At 70.8% G+C, this 16,631-nt stretch carries 14 protein-coding genes and 1 tRNA gene; 4 read left to right on the top strand and 11 right to left on the bottom strand.

The annotated features are described in order from the left end of the window. From ACWKZU_RS00860 to ACWKZU_RS00890, 7 genes are all read right to left on the bottom strand, one after another. Positions 1 to 1,312 (bottom strand): ABC transporter substrate-binding protein (locus tag ACWKZU_RS00860; protein ID WP_449280504.1); only part of this gene is annotated, 1,312 nt, incomplete at its 3' end. A 73-nt stretch (positions 1,313 to 1,385) separates the two neighbouring features. Further along, positions 1,386 to 3,068, bottom strand: a complete 1,683-nt coding sequence (locus ACWKZU_RS00865) for a dipeptide ABC transporter ATP-binding protein (protein ID WP_449280505.1) — start codon at positions 3,066 to 3,068, stop codon at positions 1,386 to 1,388. Then, entirely contained in the window at positions 3,065 to 3,937 is an 873-nt protein-coding gene (locus ACWKZU_RS00870; protein WP_449280506.1) for an ABC transporter permease, read from the bottom strand. The genes ACWKZU_RS00865 and ACWKZU_RS00870 overlap by 4 nt, the downstream gene beginning before the upstream one ends. Then, on the bottom strand, positions 3,934 to 4,920 hold the full coding sequence (locus ACWKZU_RS00875; RefSeq protein ID WP_449280507.1) for an ABC transporter permease: 987 nt from the start codon (positions 4,918 to 4,920) through the stop codon (positions 3,934 to 3,936). Before ACWKZU_RS00875 ends, ACWKZU_RS00870 begins: the two co-directional genes overlap by 4 nt. A gap of 4 nt (positions 4,921 to 4,924) precedes the next feature. Next, positions 4,925 to 6,247, bottom strand: a complete 1,323-nt coding sequence (locus ACWKZU_RS00880; protein WP_449280508.1) for a M20 family metallopeptidase — start codon at positions 6,245 to 6,247, stop codon at positions 4,925 to 4,927. Beyond that, the gene (locus tag ACWKZU_RS00885; protein WP_449280509.1) at positions 6,244 to 7,194 is read right to left on the bottom strand and encodes an aldo/keto reductase; all 951 of its coding nucleotides are present in this window, start codon (positions 7,192 to 7,194) and stop codon (positions 6,244 to 6,246) included. The genes ACWKZU_RS00880 and ACWKZU_RS00885 overlap by 4 nt, the downstream gene beginning before the upstream one ends. Then, the gene (locus ACWKZU_RS00890; RefSeq protein ID WP_449280510.1) at positions 7,191 to 8,507 is read right to left on the bottom strand and encodes an acyl-CoA thioester hydrolase/BAAT C-terminal domain-containing protein; all 1,317 of its coding nucleotides are present in this window, start codon (positions 8,505 to 8,507) and stop codon (positions 7,191 to 7,193) included. The genes ACWKZU_RS00885 and ACWKZU_RS00890 overlap by 4 nt, the downstream gene beginning before the upstream one ends. A gap of 315 nt (positions 8,508 to 8,822) precedes the next feature. Here ACWKZU_RS00890 and ACWKZU_RS00895 point away from each other — a divergent pair. After that, positions 8,823 to 8,892: transfer RNA gene (locus ACWKZU_RS00895), tRNA-Ile, on the top strand. A gap of 65 nt (positions 8,893 to 8,957) precedes the next feature. Here ACWKZU_RS00895 and ACWKZU_RS00900 read toward each other — a convergent pair. The 4 genes from ACWKZU_RS00900 to ACWKZU_RS00915 all read right to left on the bottom strand — a co-directional run bounded on the left by ACWKZU_RS00900 (position 8,958) and on the right by ACWKZU_RS00915 (position 13,823). Then, complete coding sequence (locus tag ACWKZU_RS00900) at positions 8,958 to 10,295, bottom strand: dihydrolipoamide acetyltransferase family protein (RefSeq protein ID WP_449280511.1); 1,338 nt, start codon at positions 10,293 to 10,295, stop codon at positions 8,958 to 8,960. Positions 10,296 to 10,346: 51 nt separating this feature from the next. Next, positions 10,347 to 11,348 carry an alpha-ketoacid dehydrogenase subunit beta gene (locus ACWKZU_RS00905; RefSeq protein WP_449280512.1) on the bottom strand — a complete coding sequence of 334 codons (1,002 nt, stop codon included), beginning with the start codon at positions 11,346 to 11,348 and terminating at the stop codon, positions 10,347 to 10,349. Then, positions 11,345 to 12,616 (bottom strand): thiamine pyrophosphate-dependent enzyme, encoded by a 1,272-nt coding sequence (locus ACWKZU_RS00910; RefSeq protein ID WP_449280513.1) that lies wholly within the window; start codon positions 12,614 to 12,616, stop codon positions 11,345 to 11,347. Before ACWKZU_RS00910 ends, ACWKZU_RS00905 begins: the two co-directional genes overlap by 4 nt. 94 nt (positions 12,617 to 12,710) lie before the next feature. Then, positions 12,711 to 13,823, bottom strand: a complete 1,113-nt coding sequence (locus tag ACWKZU_RS00915) for a histidinol-phosphate transaminase (protein WP_449280514.1) — start codon at positions 13,821 to 13,823, stop codon at positions 12,711 to 12,713. Between the two features lie 156 nt (positions 13,824 to 13,979). Here ACWKZU_RS00915 and ACWKZU_RS00920 point away from each other — a divergent pair, with 156 nt between their 5' ends. From ACWKZU_RS00920 to purB, 3 genes are all read left to right on the top strand, one after another. After that, on the top strand, positions 13,980 to 14,390 hold the full coding sequence (locus ACWKZU_RS00920) for a phage holin family protein (protein WP_449280515.1): 411 nt from the start codon (positions 13,980 to 13,982) through the stop codon (positions 14,388 to 14,390). Between the two features lie 103 nt (positions 14,391 to 14,493). Continuing rightward, positions 14,494 to 14,970, top strand: a complete 477-nt coding sequence (locus ACWKZU_RS00925) for a low molecular weight protein-tyrosine-phosphatase (RefSeq protein WP_449280516.1) — start codon at positions 14,494 to 14,496, stop codon at positions 14,968 to 14,970. A 270-nt stretch (positions 14,971 to 15,240) separates the two neighbouring features. Next, positions 15,241 to 16,626 (top strand): adenylosuccinate lyase, encoded by a 1,386-nt coding sequence (gene purB / locus ACWKZU_RS00930; protein ID WP_449280517.1) that lies wholly within the window; start codon positions 15,241 to 15,243, stop codon positions 16,624 to 16,626. The last annotated feature ends 5 nt before the right edge of the window (positions 16,627 to 16,631 follow it).

The following is a 16,631-nucleotide window of genomic DNA, read 5'->3' on the forward strand; positions in this document are numbered from 1 at the left end:
CGGTGCCGAAGGAGCCGGTGTCGAACGGGATCCGCTCGACCTCGAAGCCCGCCTCCTTCAGCGAGGAGGCGATCGCCTCGCCCAGCTGCTGGCGCTGATCGGTCTGCGCGTAGAGGCTGTCGACGTACCAGTCGAGATGCAGGCGCTCGCCGTCCTTGACTCGATAGCCGTCGCCGTCGATCTCGGTCCACCCGGCCTCCTCGAGCAGGGCGATCGCCTCGTCGAGGTCGTAGCCCCACGAGTCGACGAGATCCTCGTCGAACGAACCGGCCGGCGGTGTGCCGGGAAGCGTCGTGCTCCACGCCTTCTCGTAGACGCCGGCGTAGATGCTCTGGAGCAGACCGTCGATGTCGATCGCCGAGCGGAACGCCAGACGCACGTTCTCATCGTCGAACGGAGCCAGGTTGGGATTGATGTTCAGCAGCCACGGGGTGCCCGTGTTGTCCTGCGTGATGATCTGGTTGCCCGCGCTCTCCACCTCGGGGATGTTGAGCGGCGGTACCTGGTCGATCGCGTCCGCCTGACCGGAGTTCAGCGAGCCGATGCGCGACTGGGGCTCCGGCACGAACTGGATCACGACCTCGTCGAGGTACGCGGCGCCCTGGTGGTCCCGGGTCTCGGGAGCCCAGGCGTAGTCCTCGAAGCGCTCGAGCACGAGCTTCGAGCCCGCGACGTACTCGGCGACCCGGAAGGGCCCGGATCCGATCGACAGCGTCGGATCCGCGCTGCGCTGGCCCGGCTCGGTCTCGCTGAGCACCTTGCCGGAGTAGATCGGCCAGTGGGGGGTCGAGAGCTGATGGATGAACGCCGCGTTCGGGCGCGCAAGGTCCACGCTCAGGGTGTACTCGTCCACGACCTCCGTCGACTCGATGAAGCTCGACGACGTCGCGAGGCCCGGCTCGTTCAGCGGCCGGTCGAGGTTCTGCTTGAGCACCTCGGCGTTGAACGGGGAGCCGTCGTGGAAGACGACGTCCTCGCGGAGGGTGAAGGTGTAGTTCAGCCCGTCGTCCGAGATCTCCCACCCGGTCGCGAGATACGGGTGGTACGTGCCGTCCTCCGCCTGGGCGACCACCTGATCGAAGATGCTCGAGTTGATGGAGTTGACGTTCAGGCTCGGGACGACCTGGCTGTCCCAGGTGGGCGGCTCGGTGTTGGCGAGATAGGTGAGCGTTCCGCCCGCGACGGGGGCGGTGCTCGAATCGTCTGCGCCCGCGGACCCGGTGTCTCCCGAGGAGCAGGCGGCGAGGCCGAGAGCGAGGACGAGGCCGAGAGCGAGGCCGGTGGCCGCTCGGCGCAGTGGTCTGCGTGTCATGATGGGTTCCTTACTGGATGGACCGGCCGCGCGATGCCGCCGCCGGGAATGGTGCGGATGGGAGGAATCGGAGTCACAGTCTCGGTATCGCCGAGATCAGTTCTCTGGTGTACGGGTGTTCGGGCTGTTCGAAGATCTGCTCGGGCTCCCCGGTCTCGACGATGCGGCCGTGCTGCATCACGGCGACGTCATGGGCGATGTGCCGGATCACCCCCAGGTCGTGCGAGATGAACAGGAGCGAGACGCCGAGCTGATCCTGCAGATCGGTCAGCAGATCGAGCACCTGCGCCTGGATCGAGACGTCCAGCGCGGAGACCGGCTCATCGCAGACGATCACCTCCGGATCCGTGGCGAGCGCCCGCGAGATCGACACGCGCTGCCGCTGGCCGCCCGAGAGCTCCAACGGGTGGCGCCCGAGGTGCTCGCCCCGCAGCCCGACCTGCTCGAGCAGCTGCACGGCCCGGTCCACACGGTCCTCCGCGGGAACACCGGCCGCACCGAGCGCTTCGGTGAGGATCGCGCGCACGGAGTCGCGCGGATCGAACGAGCCCAGCGGATCCTGCGAGATCGTCTGGATCCGCCGCCGCCGCATTCGCCGTTTCCGCTCCGGCACGCTCGACCACGGCTCTCCGTCGAGGCGGACCTCGCCGGAGCTCGGCTCCGTCAGTCCCAGCACGATTCCGGCGGCGGTCGACTTGCCCGATCCGGATTCTCCCACCAGCCCGAGCGTGGTGCCCCGGCGCACGTCGAACGACACGTCGAACAGCACCTGGGTGCCCCCGCCCCCGGGGCGGGGATACACCTTGTTCAGCGCGCGCGCCTCGATCACGGGAGGGGCCGGATCGATGCTCCCCGGTGAGAGCGGCTGTGCGGCCGGACCCAGTCGGTCGGCGAAGGAGAAGGGCGGGAGCTTCGAGAGCCGGGTGCCCCGGGAGCTGCCCGAGGGAATCGCGGCGATGAGCTCCTTCGTGTACGAGGCCTGCGGATCGCGGAGCACCGCGTCGGGGTCGCCGCGCTCGACCAGCTCACCGCCCCGCAGCACGAGGATCTCATCCGCGAGCGAGGACACGACGGCGAGGTCATGGCTGACGAGCAGCAGCCCGGTGCCCTGCGCCTTCAGGCGCGCGAGCAGCGCCAGCACCTGCTTCTGCACGGTGACGTCGAGCGCGGTCGTCGGCTCGTCGGCGATCAGCACCCTGGGGTTCGCCGCCACGGCGCTCGCGATGAGCGCGCGCTGCCGCAGCCCGCCCGAGAGCTGGTGCGGGTACTGGCGGAGCCGGAGTGCTGCATCAGCGATCCCGACCTCCGAGAGCAGCTCCGCGGACCGCGAGAGGCGCTCCGACCGGTTCAGCTCGGTGTGCAGCCGGAGGGGCTCGTTCAGCTGACCGCGGATGTTCACGAGGGGATCGAGCGAGACGAGCGCGTCCTGCAGCACGAGACCCACCTCTCGGCCGCGCAGCTCGCGCCACTGGCGCTCGTCGAGGCGCAGCAGGTCGTGCGCTCCGACGGTCAGACGATCGGCCGTGACCGCCGACCCCCGGCCGGCGAGGCCGAGGAGGCTGCGCGCCGTGACGCTCTTGCCCGATCCCGACTCCCCGACGAGCGCGACGCAGCGTCCGGGTTCGAGGGTGAAGCCGATGCCGGAGACGACCGTCGTACCGTCGAAGGCGACGCTGAGATTCTCGACGTGCACGAGCGCATCGGCCGCGGCGGCGGTCTCCGGAACGCTCACCGCTCCGACCGCTGCGGCGCTCACAGCGAGCTCCGCTTCGAGACGAACCGCTGCTGCAGGTAGCGGCCGGTCACCGTGACCGAGATCACCGTGACGGTGATGAAGACACCGGGCCACACCGCGATCCAGGGTGCGATGCTGAGATACTGCCGGGCCTCCGAGAGCATGAGTCCCCACTCCGGGGTCGGCGGCACGGACCCGAGTCCGAGGAAGCTGAGCGCGGCGCCGAAGATGATGCTCACGCCGACGCCGAGCACGGAGCTCACGAGCACCGGCCCGAGGCTGTTGGGCACCACATGGCGGGTGACGAGCACCGACGGCCGCAGCCCCAGCGCCAGCCCCGACGCGACGAATCCGGATCCTCGCACCTGCAGCACCTGCGCACGCACGAGACGCGCGGCTCCGGGGATCCTGCCGAGGCCGACCGCCCAGATGAGGCTCAACTGGCCGGGTCCGAGGATCGTGATCGTCAACAGCGCGATCATCACCTCGGGAAAGGCGAGCAGGATGTCGAGGAATCGCGTGATCACGCGGTCGAGGATCCCGCTCGCATAGCCCGCGACGACCCCGAGCACGATGCCGCCGAGCAGGCCGATGAGGGTGGCGCCGATGCCGAGCGAGATCGAGTAGAACGCGCCGTGCACGATGCGCGAGTAGAGATCGCGCCCGAGCTGATCGGTGCCGAGCCAGTGCTCCGCGCTCGCGGGCTGCAGCGCATCCACGGGTCTGCCGAACAGCGGGTCGTGGGTCGCGAAGAGGCCGGGGGCGACGGCCGCGACGAGCAGGAGTGCGAACACCACCATCGCGAGCAGCACCCCGAACGGCGGAACACCAGCGCGGCGGGAGGCTTTCTGGCGAGCGGCGGCGGTGCTTCCGGGAATCGTGGCCGTCATGGTCTCCCCTGTCGCAGTCTCGGGTCGATGATCGGATAGAGCATGTCGACGATCGTGTTGATCACGATGAAGATGAAGGCCGCGAAGACGACGAAGCCGAGCACGAGGGGGATGTCCCGGTCCTGCACCGCGGAGACCGCGAGGCGACCGATCCCCGGCCGCGCGAACAGCGTCTCGACGACGGCCGTGCCGCTGAGCAGTGAGCCGAAGATCACGCTGCTCAGGGTGAGCGCGGGCAGGCTCGCGTGGCGGAGGACGTGATCGGTGCGGAGGCGGGTCTCTCCGAGACCCCGCGCACGGATCGTCGTGACGAACGGCTCGTGCAGCGTGTGCTCCATGCGCTCCCTGAGCACCTGCGAGAGCACGCCGATCAGGGGCACCGCGAGGGTGATCACCGGCAGCACGAGGCTCGCCGGGCCGTCGTTGCCGAACGCGGGCAGCCAGCGCAGGCTGAAGGAGAACAGGGTGATCAGCAGGATCCCGAGCCAGAACGAGGGGATCGAGACCGCGACGAGCTCGAAGCCCTGCGCGAGGAAGCGCACCCGGCGCTGTCTGCCCGAGGTCGCGAGCGAGAACAGCACCGCGACGCCGACGGCGACGATCATCGCCCAGACCGTCAGCTCCACCGTCGAGCCGAACTCCTTGAAGAGCAGGTCGACCACCGGGGTCGCCCGCAGGTAGCTCACTCCGAAGTCGAGGCGCACGATGCCCCCGAGATACGAGAGGTACTGCACGATCAGCGGCTGATCGAGACCGTAGTGGGCGGCGATCTCGGCGCGCATCTCCGGGGTCGCTTCCTGCACTCCGGCGAGCAGCTTGTCGAGCGGGTCGCCGGGGATCAGCTGCAGCGCGATGAAGGTGATCGTGGCCGCGGCCCAGAGCACCAGGACGATATCGACGAGGGAACGTCCGAGCTTGTGCACCCAGCTGGGGGCGCCGCGGCGGTGCGCCGCGATCACCCGCGTGTCGATGTCGGCGGTCATGCGGTCACGCCTCCCACCGGCGGCGGCCTCCGCGCGCCTGGAACTCGGCCTCTGCCGCAGCGCGCAGGCCGGGATCCGCGAGATAGTCGGCGGCCAGGCCGCCGAGCGCGATCGCACCGTCGACGAGCGCGCGGATCGCCGGTTCCCGCACGGTCGTCTCGGCGAACTCCGCATTGTGGGGCACGACGTCCGGCGAGCCGCCGAGTCCGAGCGCCGGGTGGATGGCCGGGATGAACTGGCTGACGTTGCCCATGTCGGTCGACGGGCCGCCCTGACGGGCGACCGCCGGCGTCACCGGCACGGTGCGCCCCCGCGCGGTGAGGTGCCGCGCCCAGCGCTTCACGAGCTCGGTGTTCTGCACGAGCGGCAGATAGGGCGGCTCGAAGTCCAGGTCGATCTCGGCGCGCGTGCCCGTGGCGAGCGCTGCGCCCTCGAGGATGTCGACCACGCGGTCGGTGAGCACCTTGAGCGTGTCGATCTCCGTCGAGCGGATCAGGAACACCGCCGAGGCGCGATCCGGCACCACGTTCGGCGCCGCACCGCCGTCGGTGATGATCCCGTGCAGACGGTCGACCGGCAGGATGTGCTGGCGCAGCTGCGCGACCGACTGGTAGGCCGTGACGACCGCGTCGAGGGCGTTGAGGCCCAGGTACGGGCTGAGTGCGGCGTGCCCGGCTCTGCCGTGGTACGTCACCGAGACCCGGCGCACGCCGCTCGTGCCGGGCCCGAAGATCGGGCTGACCGAGTCTCCGACCGAGGGGTGCACCATGCCCGCGGCGTCGACGTCGTCGAAGCCGCCCGCGCGGATGATGAGCTCCTTGCCCGCCCCGCCCTCCTCAGCCGGGGTGCCGATGAGCGAGACTCGACCGCCCAGGCGGTCGACGATGTCGCGCACGCCGAGAAAAGCGCCGACCGCGATACCCGCGATCACGTTGTGCCCGCACGCGTGCCCGATCCCGGGAAGCGCGTCGTACTCCGCGAGGATCGCGAAGTGCGGCCCATCGTCCCCGTCGTCGCCCGCGGTCGCGACGAACGACGTCGCGAGGCCGAACGCGGACCGCTGCACCGCGACGCCGTGCGCCTCCAGCAGCTCCGCGATCCGGGCGACCGAGCGGTGCTCCTCGAAGCCGACCTCGGGATGCTCGTAGAGATCGACCGCGAGAGCGCGGAGTTCGGCGGAGAGTCCCTCGATCCGCGCGGCGATCTGCTCCTGGAGCGCGGCGTCGGCCCCTCGGAACGGAGAGTGCGGATCGGGTTCGGGGCGCACGGCATCCGCCTGCGCCTGCTCGAATGCCAGATAGGCGTGCAGGGGGTCGGTGCCGCTCATGCCTGCTCCTCGCGTCCGTATCGGGGATCGAACGAGAAACCTCCGAGCGCCTCGCGAACCTCGTGCTCGATCCGGGGGACGAGCTCGGCGGCGATCGGCCGTTCGAGCACGGCCAGGTTCTCCACCAGGTGCTGCGGCGATCGCGACCCGACGACCGCAAGGGTGTTCGGCGCCGTCGCGAAGATCCAGGCGAGCTTCAGCTGCGTCGGGGTGAGACCCGTGTCGTCGGCGAATCGCCGCAGCACCCCGTCGACCCGCTCGAACTCCGCGGCCGGCAGCCCCCGGCCGATGAGCGGCCAGTACCCCACGAAGGGGATCCCCCGCTCGGCCAGCGACCCGATGAGCGGGCGATGCCCCGGCGCCGCGACGTTGTAGACGCTCTGCACCGCGGCGAGTCCCGGCTCGACGCGCAGCACGTCTTCCAGCTGCTCCGCGGTCGGCTCGCTCACGCCGATGCTCCCGACGAGGCCCTGATCGCGCAGATCCTGCAGCGCGCCGAGCTGATCCGCGAGCGGATAGTCCGGATCGATGCGGTGCAGATAGAGCAGGTCGATCTGTTCCCTCCGGAGCCGGGAGAGGCTCGCGTGCACCTGCTGGCGCAGGTAGTTCGGGTGGCCCAGCACGTCCCACTGCGTGGGTCCGGGACGGAGCATTCCGACCTTCGTGGAGACGAGCACGTCGGAACGGTCGCCGACGACCTCGCCGATCAGCGTCTCGCTGATGCCCGGGCCGAGCGCGTCCGCGGTGTCCACGGCGTCGAAACCGGCGTCGAGGGCGGCCCGCAGTACGGACTTCGAGGCCTCGGGATCCTGCGGGGCTCCCCAGCCGTCGAGGCGGGTCAGGCGCGCGCCGCCGAACACGAGGCGCCTCACGGAACGGCCGGCGACGGGCGTTGTAGCCGCTGCGGGCGCGGTCACCGCCGCGGCCGTCGTCGAGTTCTCGCTCATGCGGTCGCCACCGCCCTTCCCAGGAACTCGAGCACCCGGGGCCACAGGTCCGCTCGCGCGCGGGCGATGCCCTCCGGGGTGCCTCCGAGATTCGTGAATCGCTCGGAGACCCGGCCGGCGTCGGGTCCGATGATGATGGTCGCCGGGCCGTTCGCCGGGCCCAGGGTGTGCCCCGCGTTCTCATAGCTCAGATGCTCGACGTCGTGCGAGAACCCCTTCTCGCGCAGACGGGCCACCGCCCAGTCGCTGAAGACCGCGGACGGCCACAGCACGTCGTCCCGGCCGGAGAGGAGGAGGATCGGACCGTTGATCCGCTCAACGGGGATCTCGTACGGCTCAGGGTCGTCGACCAGCGAGCGGCTGCGGAGTGCGCCGACCGCGAAGACCGCGCCGCCGTCGCGCAGCGGCACCGGATGGTCGGGGTCGCTGAAGCCGCGCGGCAGGAACGGGATCGGCTCGCCGTGCAGCGTCCAGGCGGCGCGCACGGTGTCATCCCCGATCCTCGCGAACCCCTGATTGACGGTGTTGCTCGGCACCCACGCGAGCACCCCGCGTACCGCCGGGAAGGTGGCGCCGAGCAGCAGCGCGAGCTCTCCACCGCGACTCGCGCCGCTGACCACCAAGCGGCTCGCATCCACCCGAGGCTGACCCGATAACCAGTTGAAGGCGTTATCGAAGTACTCGAGCGGGATCTCCTCGAGGGTCTCCGGGAGAAGATCCTCGACGCGGAAGTACCCCAGGGCCAGCGCGGCGTAGCCGTGGGAGGCGTAGAGCGCGCTGAGCGCCTCGGGAATCCCGCCGTTGGATCCGGGCACGACGACGATGCCCGCGTGCGGTCCCGCTCCGGGCGGGGTGAAGAGCGTGCCGACGACACCGTCCTCGCGGATCTCGCGGCGCTCGACGCCTTCGGCCACCGGGCGCCGCAGGACGGAGGTCTCGGCGGTGCCGCTGCGCGGCGTCTCGACCGTGAACACGAGCTCGAACGGCTGGAGCCCCGACTCGATGAACCGACTGTCTCTGATGCGGACAGGCGAATCCTCCGTGGGCCTCAGCGACCAGATGAGCCCGTTCGCGTCGGCCGTGCGGTAGCCGCCGTCGACCGGGACGGCGGTCCCGAGGTCGACTCTCCCCGCCGCGTCCGCGACGAAGTGGGCGAAGGACGCCCACCGCGTATCGCCGAGCTGCTCCGACTCGACGGCGACCGAGACGAGCTCACCCGCGCGGGCTCCGCTGATCCGGACGCGGGTGTCCGCGTCGATGAGCGCATCCGTCGGCGTGACGTCGATGTGCAGAGAACCGCTCGCGTGACTCAATTCCACTCCCAGATGCGTGATGGTGCCGGTGACTTCGGCTCAGCTTATGGCTGGCATAAGCACCGCTACAACATCGGCAGGTAACCGAGAGTAATGTGGTAAACCCGTTACGTGACGTGCTCTCCTCCGAGAAGCCCGGGCGTCACCATCGGCGGGACGGACACCGAGATACAGCGAGTGCCCTCCCGGCGGAACGCCGGACATCCCGGAGCCGAGCGGAAGCGCTCACGCCGATCCAGGACACCGTCGGCCGGCCGCGTCGCAATCCGCAATAGACGTCGCGGATCGACGTCTGCCGGGTACCGTGGGGGCATCGCGACAACCCGGATGGTTCCGGTAGCCGGTTCATGACCGAGCAGCAGCGGGTTCGAATCCCGCCGTCGCGTCGAGCGTCGGTGAGGCGCCGCGCGTCGTCGCGGCTCCCGATCGTGCCGGACGCCGCGGTGCGACTCAGTCCAGCAGCAGCGCGGGCTCCTCGAGCACCGAGGCCACGTCGGCCACGAAGCGGGAGATCACGTCGCCGTCGACCACGCGGTGGTCGAACGAGCCGCCGACGGTCGTCACCATGCGCGGGCGCACCTCGCCGTCGACCACCCACGGCTTCTCGCGGATCGTGCCCATCGCCATGATGGCGCACTCCCCCGGGTTGAGGATCGGCGTGCCGAAGTCCATGCCGAAGACGCCGATGTTGGTGATGGTGATGGTGCCGTTCTGCATCTCGGCCGGCTGGGTGCGGCCGTCGCGCGCGGTGATGGTGAGCTGCTCGATCGCCTTCGCGAGGTCGAGCAGGCTGAGATCCTGCGCGTCCTTGATGTTGGGCACCACGAGGCCGCGCGGCGTCGCTGCCGCGATCCCCAGGTTCACGAAGTTGTGACGGATGATCTCGGTCTCGGTGAACGTCGAGTTGACCTGCGGATTGCGCCGGATCGCCCACAGCATCGCCTTCGCGAAGATGAGCAGGGGCGACACCTTGACCCCCGCGAAGTCGGTGGAGTTCTTGAGGCGCTTCACGAACTCCATCGTGCGGGTCGCGTCGACATCGGTGAAGACGCTCACGTGCGGCGCCTCCGTCGAGCTCGCGACCATGGCCTTCGCGATCTGCTTGCGCATGCCCTTGAGCGGGATCCGCTCTTCGCGGGCCTCCGGTGCGTCGGGGGTCGAGAGGTTGCGGAAGAGGCTCGCCTGCGAGGCCTGCCGCACCACGTCGTCGCGCAGGATCTCGCCGGCGATGCCGGTACCGCTCACCTGCGTGAGGTCGACGCCCAGATCCTTCGCGAGCTTGCGGATCGGAGGCTTCGCGATCACGGGGGCCGCGTCGGCCACCGGGATCGGCGCGTGGGCGCCGCCGGCCGGCACCGCACCGCCCAGCAGCGGCTCCCCGCCGCGGCGCCGGCGCGACTTCACCGCGCCGGCCGCCCCGTAGCCCACCAGCACGGCGCCGCCCTCCTCCTCGTGCTCGACGCTCGCCGCCGCATCGGCCACCGCGTCGCGGGTCTCCTCCGACTCGGCGGGGGCGGCCGAGGGCGCGGGATCCGATCCCCCGCTCCCCTCGACGGAGACCCGCAGGATCGGATCGCCGACCGGCACGGTCTGGCCGACCTCGGCGAGCAGCTCCGTGACCGTGCCGGTGAACGGCGAGGGCAGCTCGACCAGCGACTTCGCGGTCTCGATCTCGCAGATGACCTGATTCAGTGCGACGGTGTCGCCCGCGGCGACGTGCCACGCGACGATCTCTGCCTCGGTCAGCCCCTCGCCGACATCGGGGAGGGGGAAGGTCATCTCGCTCATGGGTGACTCCTGTGGTCTCGGCGGTCTATCGAAGTGCGGGGTCGCGACGGCTCAGTAGTGCATCGTGCGGTCGACGGCTTCGAGCACGCGATCCGCGTCGGGGAGGAAGAGCGGCTCGATGGAGGCGGCGGGGAACGGGACGTCGTAGCCGGAGACGCGCAGCACGGGCGCCTGCAGCGAATAGAACGCGCGCTCCGCGACGGTCGCCGCGATCTCGCTCCCCACGCTCGCGTTGCCCGACGCCTCCTGCGCGACGACGAGCCGGCCCGTCTTGCGCACGGAGGCGAGCAGGGGCTCGTAGTCGATCGGCGAGACGGTGCGCAGGTCGACCACCTCGATGCTCGTTCCCTCCGATTGCGCGATCTCGGCGGCCTGGAGCAGGGTCGTCACCATGGCGCCGAAGCCGACGACGGTGCAGTCGGAGCCGGTGCGGGCGATGCGGCTCTGGTGCAGCTCGGCTGCCGGGGCGCCGGGGTCGACCTCGCCCTTCTGCCAGTACTTCGCCTTCGGCTCGAAGAAGAGCACCGGATCGTTCGAGGCGATCGCCTGCTGGATCATCCAGTAGGCGTCGTGAGCGGTCGAGGGGGCGACGACCCGGAGACCCGGAGTGTGCGCGAAGTAGGCCTCGGGGCTCTCCTCGTGGTGCTCGATCGAGTTGATGTGCCCGCCGTAGGGCACGCGGATGACGATCGGCATGTCGACCTTGCCGTCGTGCCGGGCGCGGATCTTCGCGAGCTGCGTGGTGATCTGATTGAACGCCGGGAAGATGAAGCCGTCGAACTGGATCTCGACGACCGCGCGGTACCCGCGCAGTGCGAGACCGATCGCGCTGCCGACGATGCCGGCCTCGGCGAGCGGGGTGTCGAGCACCCGGGCCGTTCCGAACTCGGCCTGCAGCCTGTCGGTCACCCGGAACACGCCGCCGAGCGGGCCGATGTCCTCGCCCATCAGCAGCACACGGTCGTCGGCGGCCATGGCGGCGCGCAGCCCCTCGTTGATCGCCTTCGCGATCGGCAGCGTGGTGCGCTCCGCAAGAGTCACGATCTCGGTCACTCGGTCACCCCTCGCTCCGCTCCGTGGGCTGCCGCCGTGTGCGGCACCGGCCGCGACGCAGACGCTGGCGCGTCTACCGGCGTCGCGTCCGCCCCCTCGAACGACGACTCGTACTGGGCGAACCAGGCGCGCTGCTCGTCGATCCGCGGGTGCGGCTCGGCGTAGACGTGCGCGAACATCGACTCCGGCTCCGGCTTCGGCAGCGTCAGGATCCGATCGCGCACGGCCTTCGCCCGGCGATCGGCGGTCTCGGCGACCTCGGCGAAGAACGCGTCCTCGACGCCGCGGCTCCGCAGGTACGCCTCGAGGCGGTCGATCGGGTCGCGCTGCTGCCAGACCTCGAGCTCGCCGTCGGGGCGGTATCGCGTGGGATCGTCGGCGGTGGTGTGCGCGCCGATGCGGTAGGTGAGCGCTTCGATGTACCCGGGCCCGTGGCCCTCTCGCGCGAGGCGCAGGAAGCGGCGCCCGACGGCGTACGCCGCGAGCGGGTCGTTGCCGTCGATCTGCACGGCGCGGAGACCGAAGCCGAGCGCGCGTCGGTAGAGCGGGGTGCGCGACTGCCGGGCCACGGGCACCGAGATCGCCCAGCCGTTGTTCTGCACGACGAAGACCTCGGGGGTCTGGTAGCTGGCGGCGAAGACCATCGCCTCGTTGGGGTCGCCCTGGCTGGACGTGCCGTCGCCGTAGAAGACCATCGTGGCCTCACCGGTCGCGGTGCCCGCCTCGCCGGCGTCGAGCGCGGTGTCGCCGGCTCGGCGCTTCGCGTCGAGCACCTGGCCGAGCGCGTGACCGGTGGCGTGCTGCGTCTGGGAGCCGAGCACCAGCGTGTAGAGGTGCACGTTGCCGTTGGCGGGGTCGGTGATGTCCCACCCGCCGTGCGTCACGCCGCGGAACTGGGCGGCGATGTCCAGCATGTCGACGCCGCGCACATTCGCGACGAGGTGCTCGCGGTAGGCGGGGAAGATGTGGTCCTGCGGCTCGGAGGCACGGACGAGGCCCACCTGGCAGCCCTCCTGGCCCACGCTCGGCACCCAGAGCGCGAGCTGGCCCTGCCGCTGCAGGTGCGTGCACTCGGTGTCGAACGCGCGGGTCGACACCATGTCGCGGTACCACTGCTTGAAGTCGTCGAGCCCCACGGCCGCGAGTTCGTCGGCGAACTCGGCCGCGGTGCCCGAGGGCGCGTACTCGCCCGCATCGTCGAGGAAGCGGATCGGCTCGGGATCCGCGCCACTGGCGAGCAGCGGGGTGTCAGTCGTCTCTTCGCTCATCCCGACCCAGTGTAATCGGGCCCCATGTCGCGGCGCGGATATTCAGCGGCCGGGCGAGGCCCTGCGGCACCCGGACGGCTGCCGTGCGCGGCCGCTACGCGGTCGTCTGCAGGAGATGAGCGTTGACGACCCGCAGCACCTCGGCGACGCTCTCGGCCTCCCCCACCGAGATGCGCACCCCGTGGCCGGCGAACGGCCGCACGAGCGTGCCCGCCTCGGCGAAGTCGGCCGCGAGCGCGAGCGCACTCGCCACCCCGCCCTCCCCCGGCGCGGTCTCGGGGATCCACACGAAGTTGCCCTGCGCCGCCGGCACGGCGACGCCGATCTCGCGCAGCGCGGCGGCGAGCGCGTCGCGCCGGGCCGCGATCTCGGCGATCCGCTCGGCGCCCGCCGCCCGGGCCTCCGGCGTGAGCGAGGCCAGGGCGGCGCTCTCGGCGATGCCGGTCACGGAGAGCGGGATCGAGACGCTGGCGGCGGCGGTCAGGATCGCGGGATCCCCGACCCCGTAGCCGATCCGCAGCCCGGCCAGCCCGTAGGCCTTCGAGAAGGTGCGCAGCACCACGAGATTGCGGTGGCCCCGCAGCACGTCCTCCCCGCGCACGGCGTCGGGATCGGTGACGAACTCGCGGTAGGCCTCGTCGAGCACCACCAGCACGTCGGACGGCACGCTCGCCATGAAGCGGTCGAAGTCGGCGCGGCGGATCGTGGGGCCCGTGGGGTTGTTCGGCGTGCACAGCAGCACGACCCGCGTGCGCTCCGTGATCGCCGCGGCCATCGCGTCGAGGTCGTGCTCGGCGCGCTCGTTCAGCGGCACCGCGACGGGCACCGCCCCCGAGGCGAGGCCCATCGCCGGATACGCCTCGAAGCTGGGCCAGGCGTGGACGAACTCGTCGCCCGGGCCCGCCGCGGCCTGCACGAGCTGGTAGAGGATCGCGACCGAGCCGGCGCCGAGGTGCACCCCGTCGAGGCTCACGCCGAAGAACCCGGCGAGCGTCGCGCGCAGCTCGGGCATCGCCGCCGCCCCGTAGCGATTCGTCTGCTCCGCGCGCCTCGCGATCGCCTCGAGCACGCCGGGCAGCGGCTCGAAGGGGTTCTCGTTGCTCGACAGCTTGAAGCCGGGCTTCGTCGGGGTGGCGCCCTGCCGGTAGGCGGGGGTGGCGAGCACGTCGGGGCGGAGGCGGACGGGCGGCACGGCGTTTTCGCTCATGGACGTTCAGTCTAGAGGTCGCACCGACAGGCTCACCGGTCGTCCGGGCGGCGCGGGATCGAACCCCGTCGGCCTGCGCGCATGGAGTGACGAGCGAACACGCGCCGCCCTGCGCGCTCTGCGGCGCTCCGCAGGCTGGGCTGCGAGACTGAGGGCATGCGCACCATCATCCGGATTCTCGTCGGCGCCTTCGCACTGTGGCTCACCACGCTCATCGTGGGCGGCAGCGGTCAGCACGGCGTCTGGGTCGTCCCCATCGGCGAGGACGACTACTCACCCCTGCTGACGCTCGTCCTCGTGGCGCTCGTCTTCGGGCTCGTCAACGGCACCCTCGGCCGGGTGGTGCGCTTCGTCTCGATCCCCCTCTACATCATCACGCTGGGCCTCTTCGGCCTCATCGTGAACGGCTTCCTGTTCGCCGTCGTCGCCTGGCTGTCCGAGCTCGCGGGCTTCGGCCTGCGCATCGAGTCCTTCTGGTGGGGCGTGCTCGCGGCCCTCGTGATGTCGATCCTCGCGGGTCTCATGAACGGCCTGCTTGGCACCGGCAAGCAGAAGGAGGATCGCTGAGCCGGGGCGCTCCCGGCCTCGCGCACGCACCCGCCGCACGCGCCCCGCTCCCCGCGGCGAGCGCACCCCGGGTTCTCCGAGGGCGCTCGGGCACACTGGAGGGGTGAGCGCCTCCGACATCCTCCGCATCAGCTTCGTCTGCTCCGGCAACATCTGCCGCTCCCCCATGGGCGAGGTGATCTTCCGCTCGCTCGCGGAGCGCGCGGGGATCGGCGAGCGCTTCCGCGTGACCTCCCGCGGTACCAACGGCTACCACGTGGGCGATGCCGCGGATCCGCGCACCCTCGTCGCCCTGACCGACGCGGGCTACGACGGCAGCGCGCATCGGGCCACGCAGGTGAGCACCGCCGACATCGCGGGCCACGACCTGCTGATCGCGCTGGATCGCGGACACGAGCGGCACCTGCGCGGGCTCGGCGCGGATCCGGATCGCCTCAGCCTGCTCACCGCCTTCGATCCCGAACGGCCCGCCGACCCGGACGTGTTCGACCCCTACTACTCGGACCAGCGCGCCTTCGAGGAGGTGCTGGTGCAGGTGGAGCGCAGCAGCACCGTGCTGCTCGAGCGCCTGACCCGGTGATCCAGCGGCGCGCTGCTCCGATTCCCGCGCTGAGGGTTTCACGCCCGACCACCCCGCAAGACACCTTCGCGCGCCAGTAGTTGTCACCAAAACTGACGTTTGGTGACAACTACTGGCGCGCGAAGGTAGAGCCCCGGGCGGGCAGGGCGGATCGAGGACGGACGGGGCGCCGGGTGCTGACGCCGCACGGCCGCACGACCCCCGTGAGAGAATAGACGGCGGACCGCGCGGCGGATCGCGCGCCACACGCCACGACTGCACGGAGACTCCATGACGCCCCTGCCCCCGCAGCCCATCAGCCCGCTCGACGGCCGCTACCGCGCACAGGTCGCGGGCCTCGGCGACACGCTCTCCGAGGCGGGTCTCAACAAGGCGCGCGTGCACGTCGAGGTGGAGTGGCTCGTCTACCTGACGCAGCACGAACTGCTGGGCGGCACCCCCATGGCCGAGGATCAGGTGGCGGCGCTGCGCGAGTGGGCCGCGGACTTCGGGCAGGCCGAGATCGACGAGCTCGCGGAGACCGAGAAGACCACGCAGCACGACGTGAAGGCCGTCGAGTACCTCGTCCGGGCCCGCCTCGAGCAGCAGGGCCTCGGCCACCTCGCCGAGCTCACCCACGTCTGCTGCACGAGCGAGGACATCAACAACCTCTCGTACGCGCTCACCGTGCAGCAGGCGATCGCCGACGTGTGGCGCCCCCGCTTCGTGAAGGTCATCGGCGAGCTCGCCCGCCAGGCCGAGCAGTACCGCGATCTGCCCATGATGAGCCGCACGCACGGCCAGCCCGCCACCCCGACCACGCTCGGCAAGGAGCTCGCGGTCTTCGTGCACCGCCTGGAGCGCCAGCTGAACCAGATCGACGACATCGAGTACCTGGGCAAGTTCTCGGGCGCCACCGGCACCTTCGCGGCGCACCTCGCGGCCGATCCCGACACCGACTGGGCCGAGGTGTCGCAGCGGTTCGTCGAGGGCCTCGGCCTCGACTGGAACCCGCTCACCACCCAGATCGAGTCGCACGACTGGCAGGCGGAGCTGTACACCAGGATCGCCCACGCGAACCGCATCCTGCACAACCTCGCGACCGACATCTGGAGCTACATCTCCATCGGCTACTTCCGTCAGATCCCGGTCGCCGGGGCCACCGGGTCCTCGACCATGCCGCACAAGGTCAACCCGATCCGCTTCGAGAACGCCGAGGCCAACCTCGAGCTCTCGAACGCGATCCTCGACTCCCTCGCCGCCACGCTCGTCACGAGCCGCTGGCAGCGCGACCTCACGGACTCGTCGGCCCAGCGCAACATCGGCGTCGGCCTCGGCCACTCGGTGCTCGCGCTCGACAACATCCTCAAGGGCCTCGGCCAGATCGACGCCGCCCCCGAGGTGCTCGCGGCCGACCTCGACGCGAACTGGGAGGTGCTGGGCGAGGCGATCCAGACCGTGATCCGCGCCGAGGTCACCGCGGGCCGCTCGACCATCTCGGATCCGTACGCCGCGCTCAAGGAGCTCACCCGCGGTCGCCGCATCGGCCAGGCCGAGCTCGTCGAGTTCGTCTCGGGGCTGGAGATCGGCGACGAGGCCAAGCAGCGGCTGCTCGCACTGACCCCCGCCACCTACATCGGCGACGCGGTGCGGCTGCTCGACTTCCTGCAGCGCTGAGCGCG

The sequence above is a fragment of the Leucobacter sp. genome, assembly GCF_053528595.1.

Excerpts from the sequence above, each read along its gene's own strand:
- ACWKZU_RS00870 (WP_449280506.1), bottom strand. The coding sequence starts at position 3,937 with ATGACGGCCACGATTCCCGGAAGCACCGCCGCCGCTCGCCAGAAAGCC.
- ACWKZU_RS00875 (WP_449280507.1), bottom strand. The coding sequence starts at position 4,920 with ATGACCGCCGACATCGACACGCGGGTGATCGCGGCGCACCGCCGCGGC.
- ACWKZU_RS00880 (WP_449280508.1), bottom strand. The coding sequence starts at position 6,247 with ATGAGCGGCACCGACCCCCTGCACGCCTATCTGGCATTCGAGCAGGCG.
- ACWKZU_RS00885 (WP_449280509.1), bottom strand. The coding sequence starts at position 7,194 with ATGAGCGAGAACTCGACGACGGCCGCGGCGGTGACCGCGCCCGCAGCG.
- ACWKZU_RS00900 (WP_449280511.1), bottom strand. The coding sequence starts at position 10,295 with ATGAGCGAGATGACCTTCCCCCTCCCCGATGTCGGCGAGGGGCTGACC.
- ACWKZU_RS00910 (WP_449280513.1), bottom strand. The coding sequence starts at position 12,616 with ATGAGCGAAGAGACGACTGACACCCCGCTGCTCGCCAGTGGCGCGGAT.
- ACWKZU_RS00915 (WP_449280514.1), bottom strand. The coding sequence starts at position 13,823 with ATGAGCGAAAACGCCGTGCCGCCCGTCCGCCTCCGCCCCGACGTGCTC.
- ACWKZU_RS00920 (WP_449280515.1), top strand. The coding sequence starts at position 13,980 with ATGCGCACCATCATCCGGATTCTCGTCGGCGCCTTCGCACTGTGGCTC.
- purB (WP_449280517.1), top strand. The coding sequence starts at position 15,241 with ATGACGCCCCTGCCCCCGCAGCCCATCAGCCCGCTCGACGGCCGCTAC.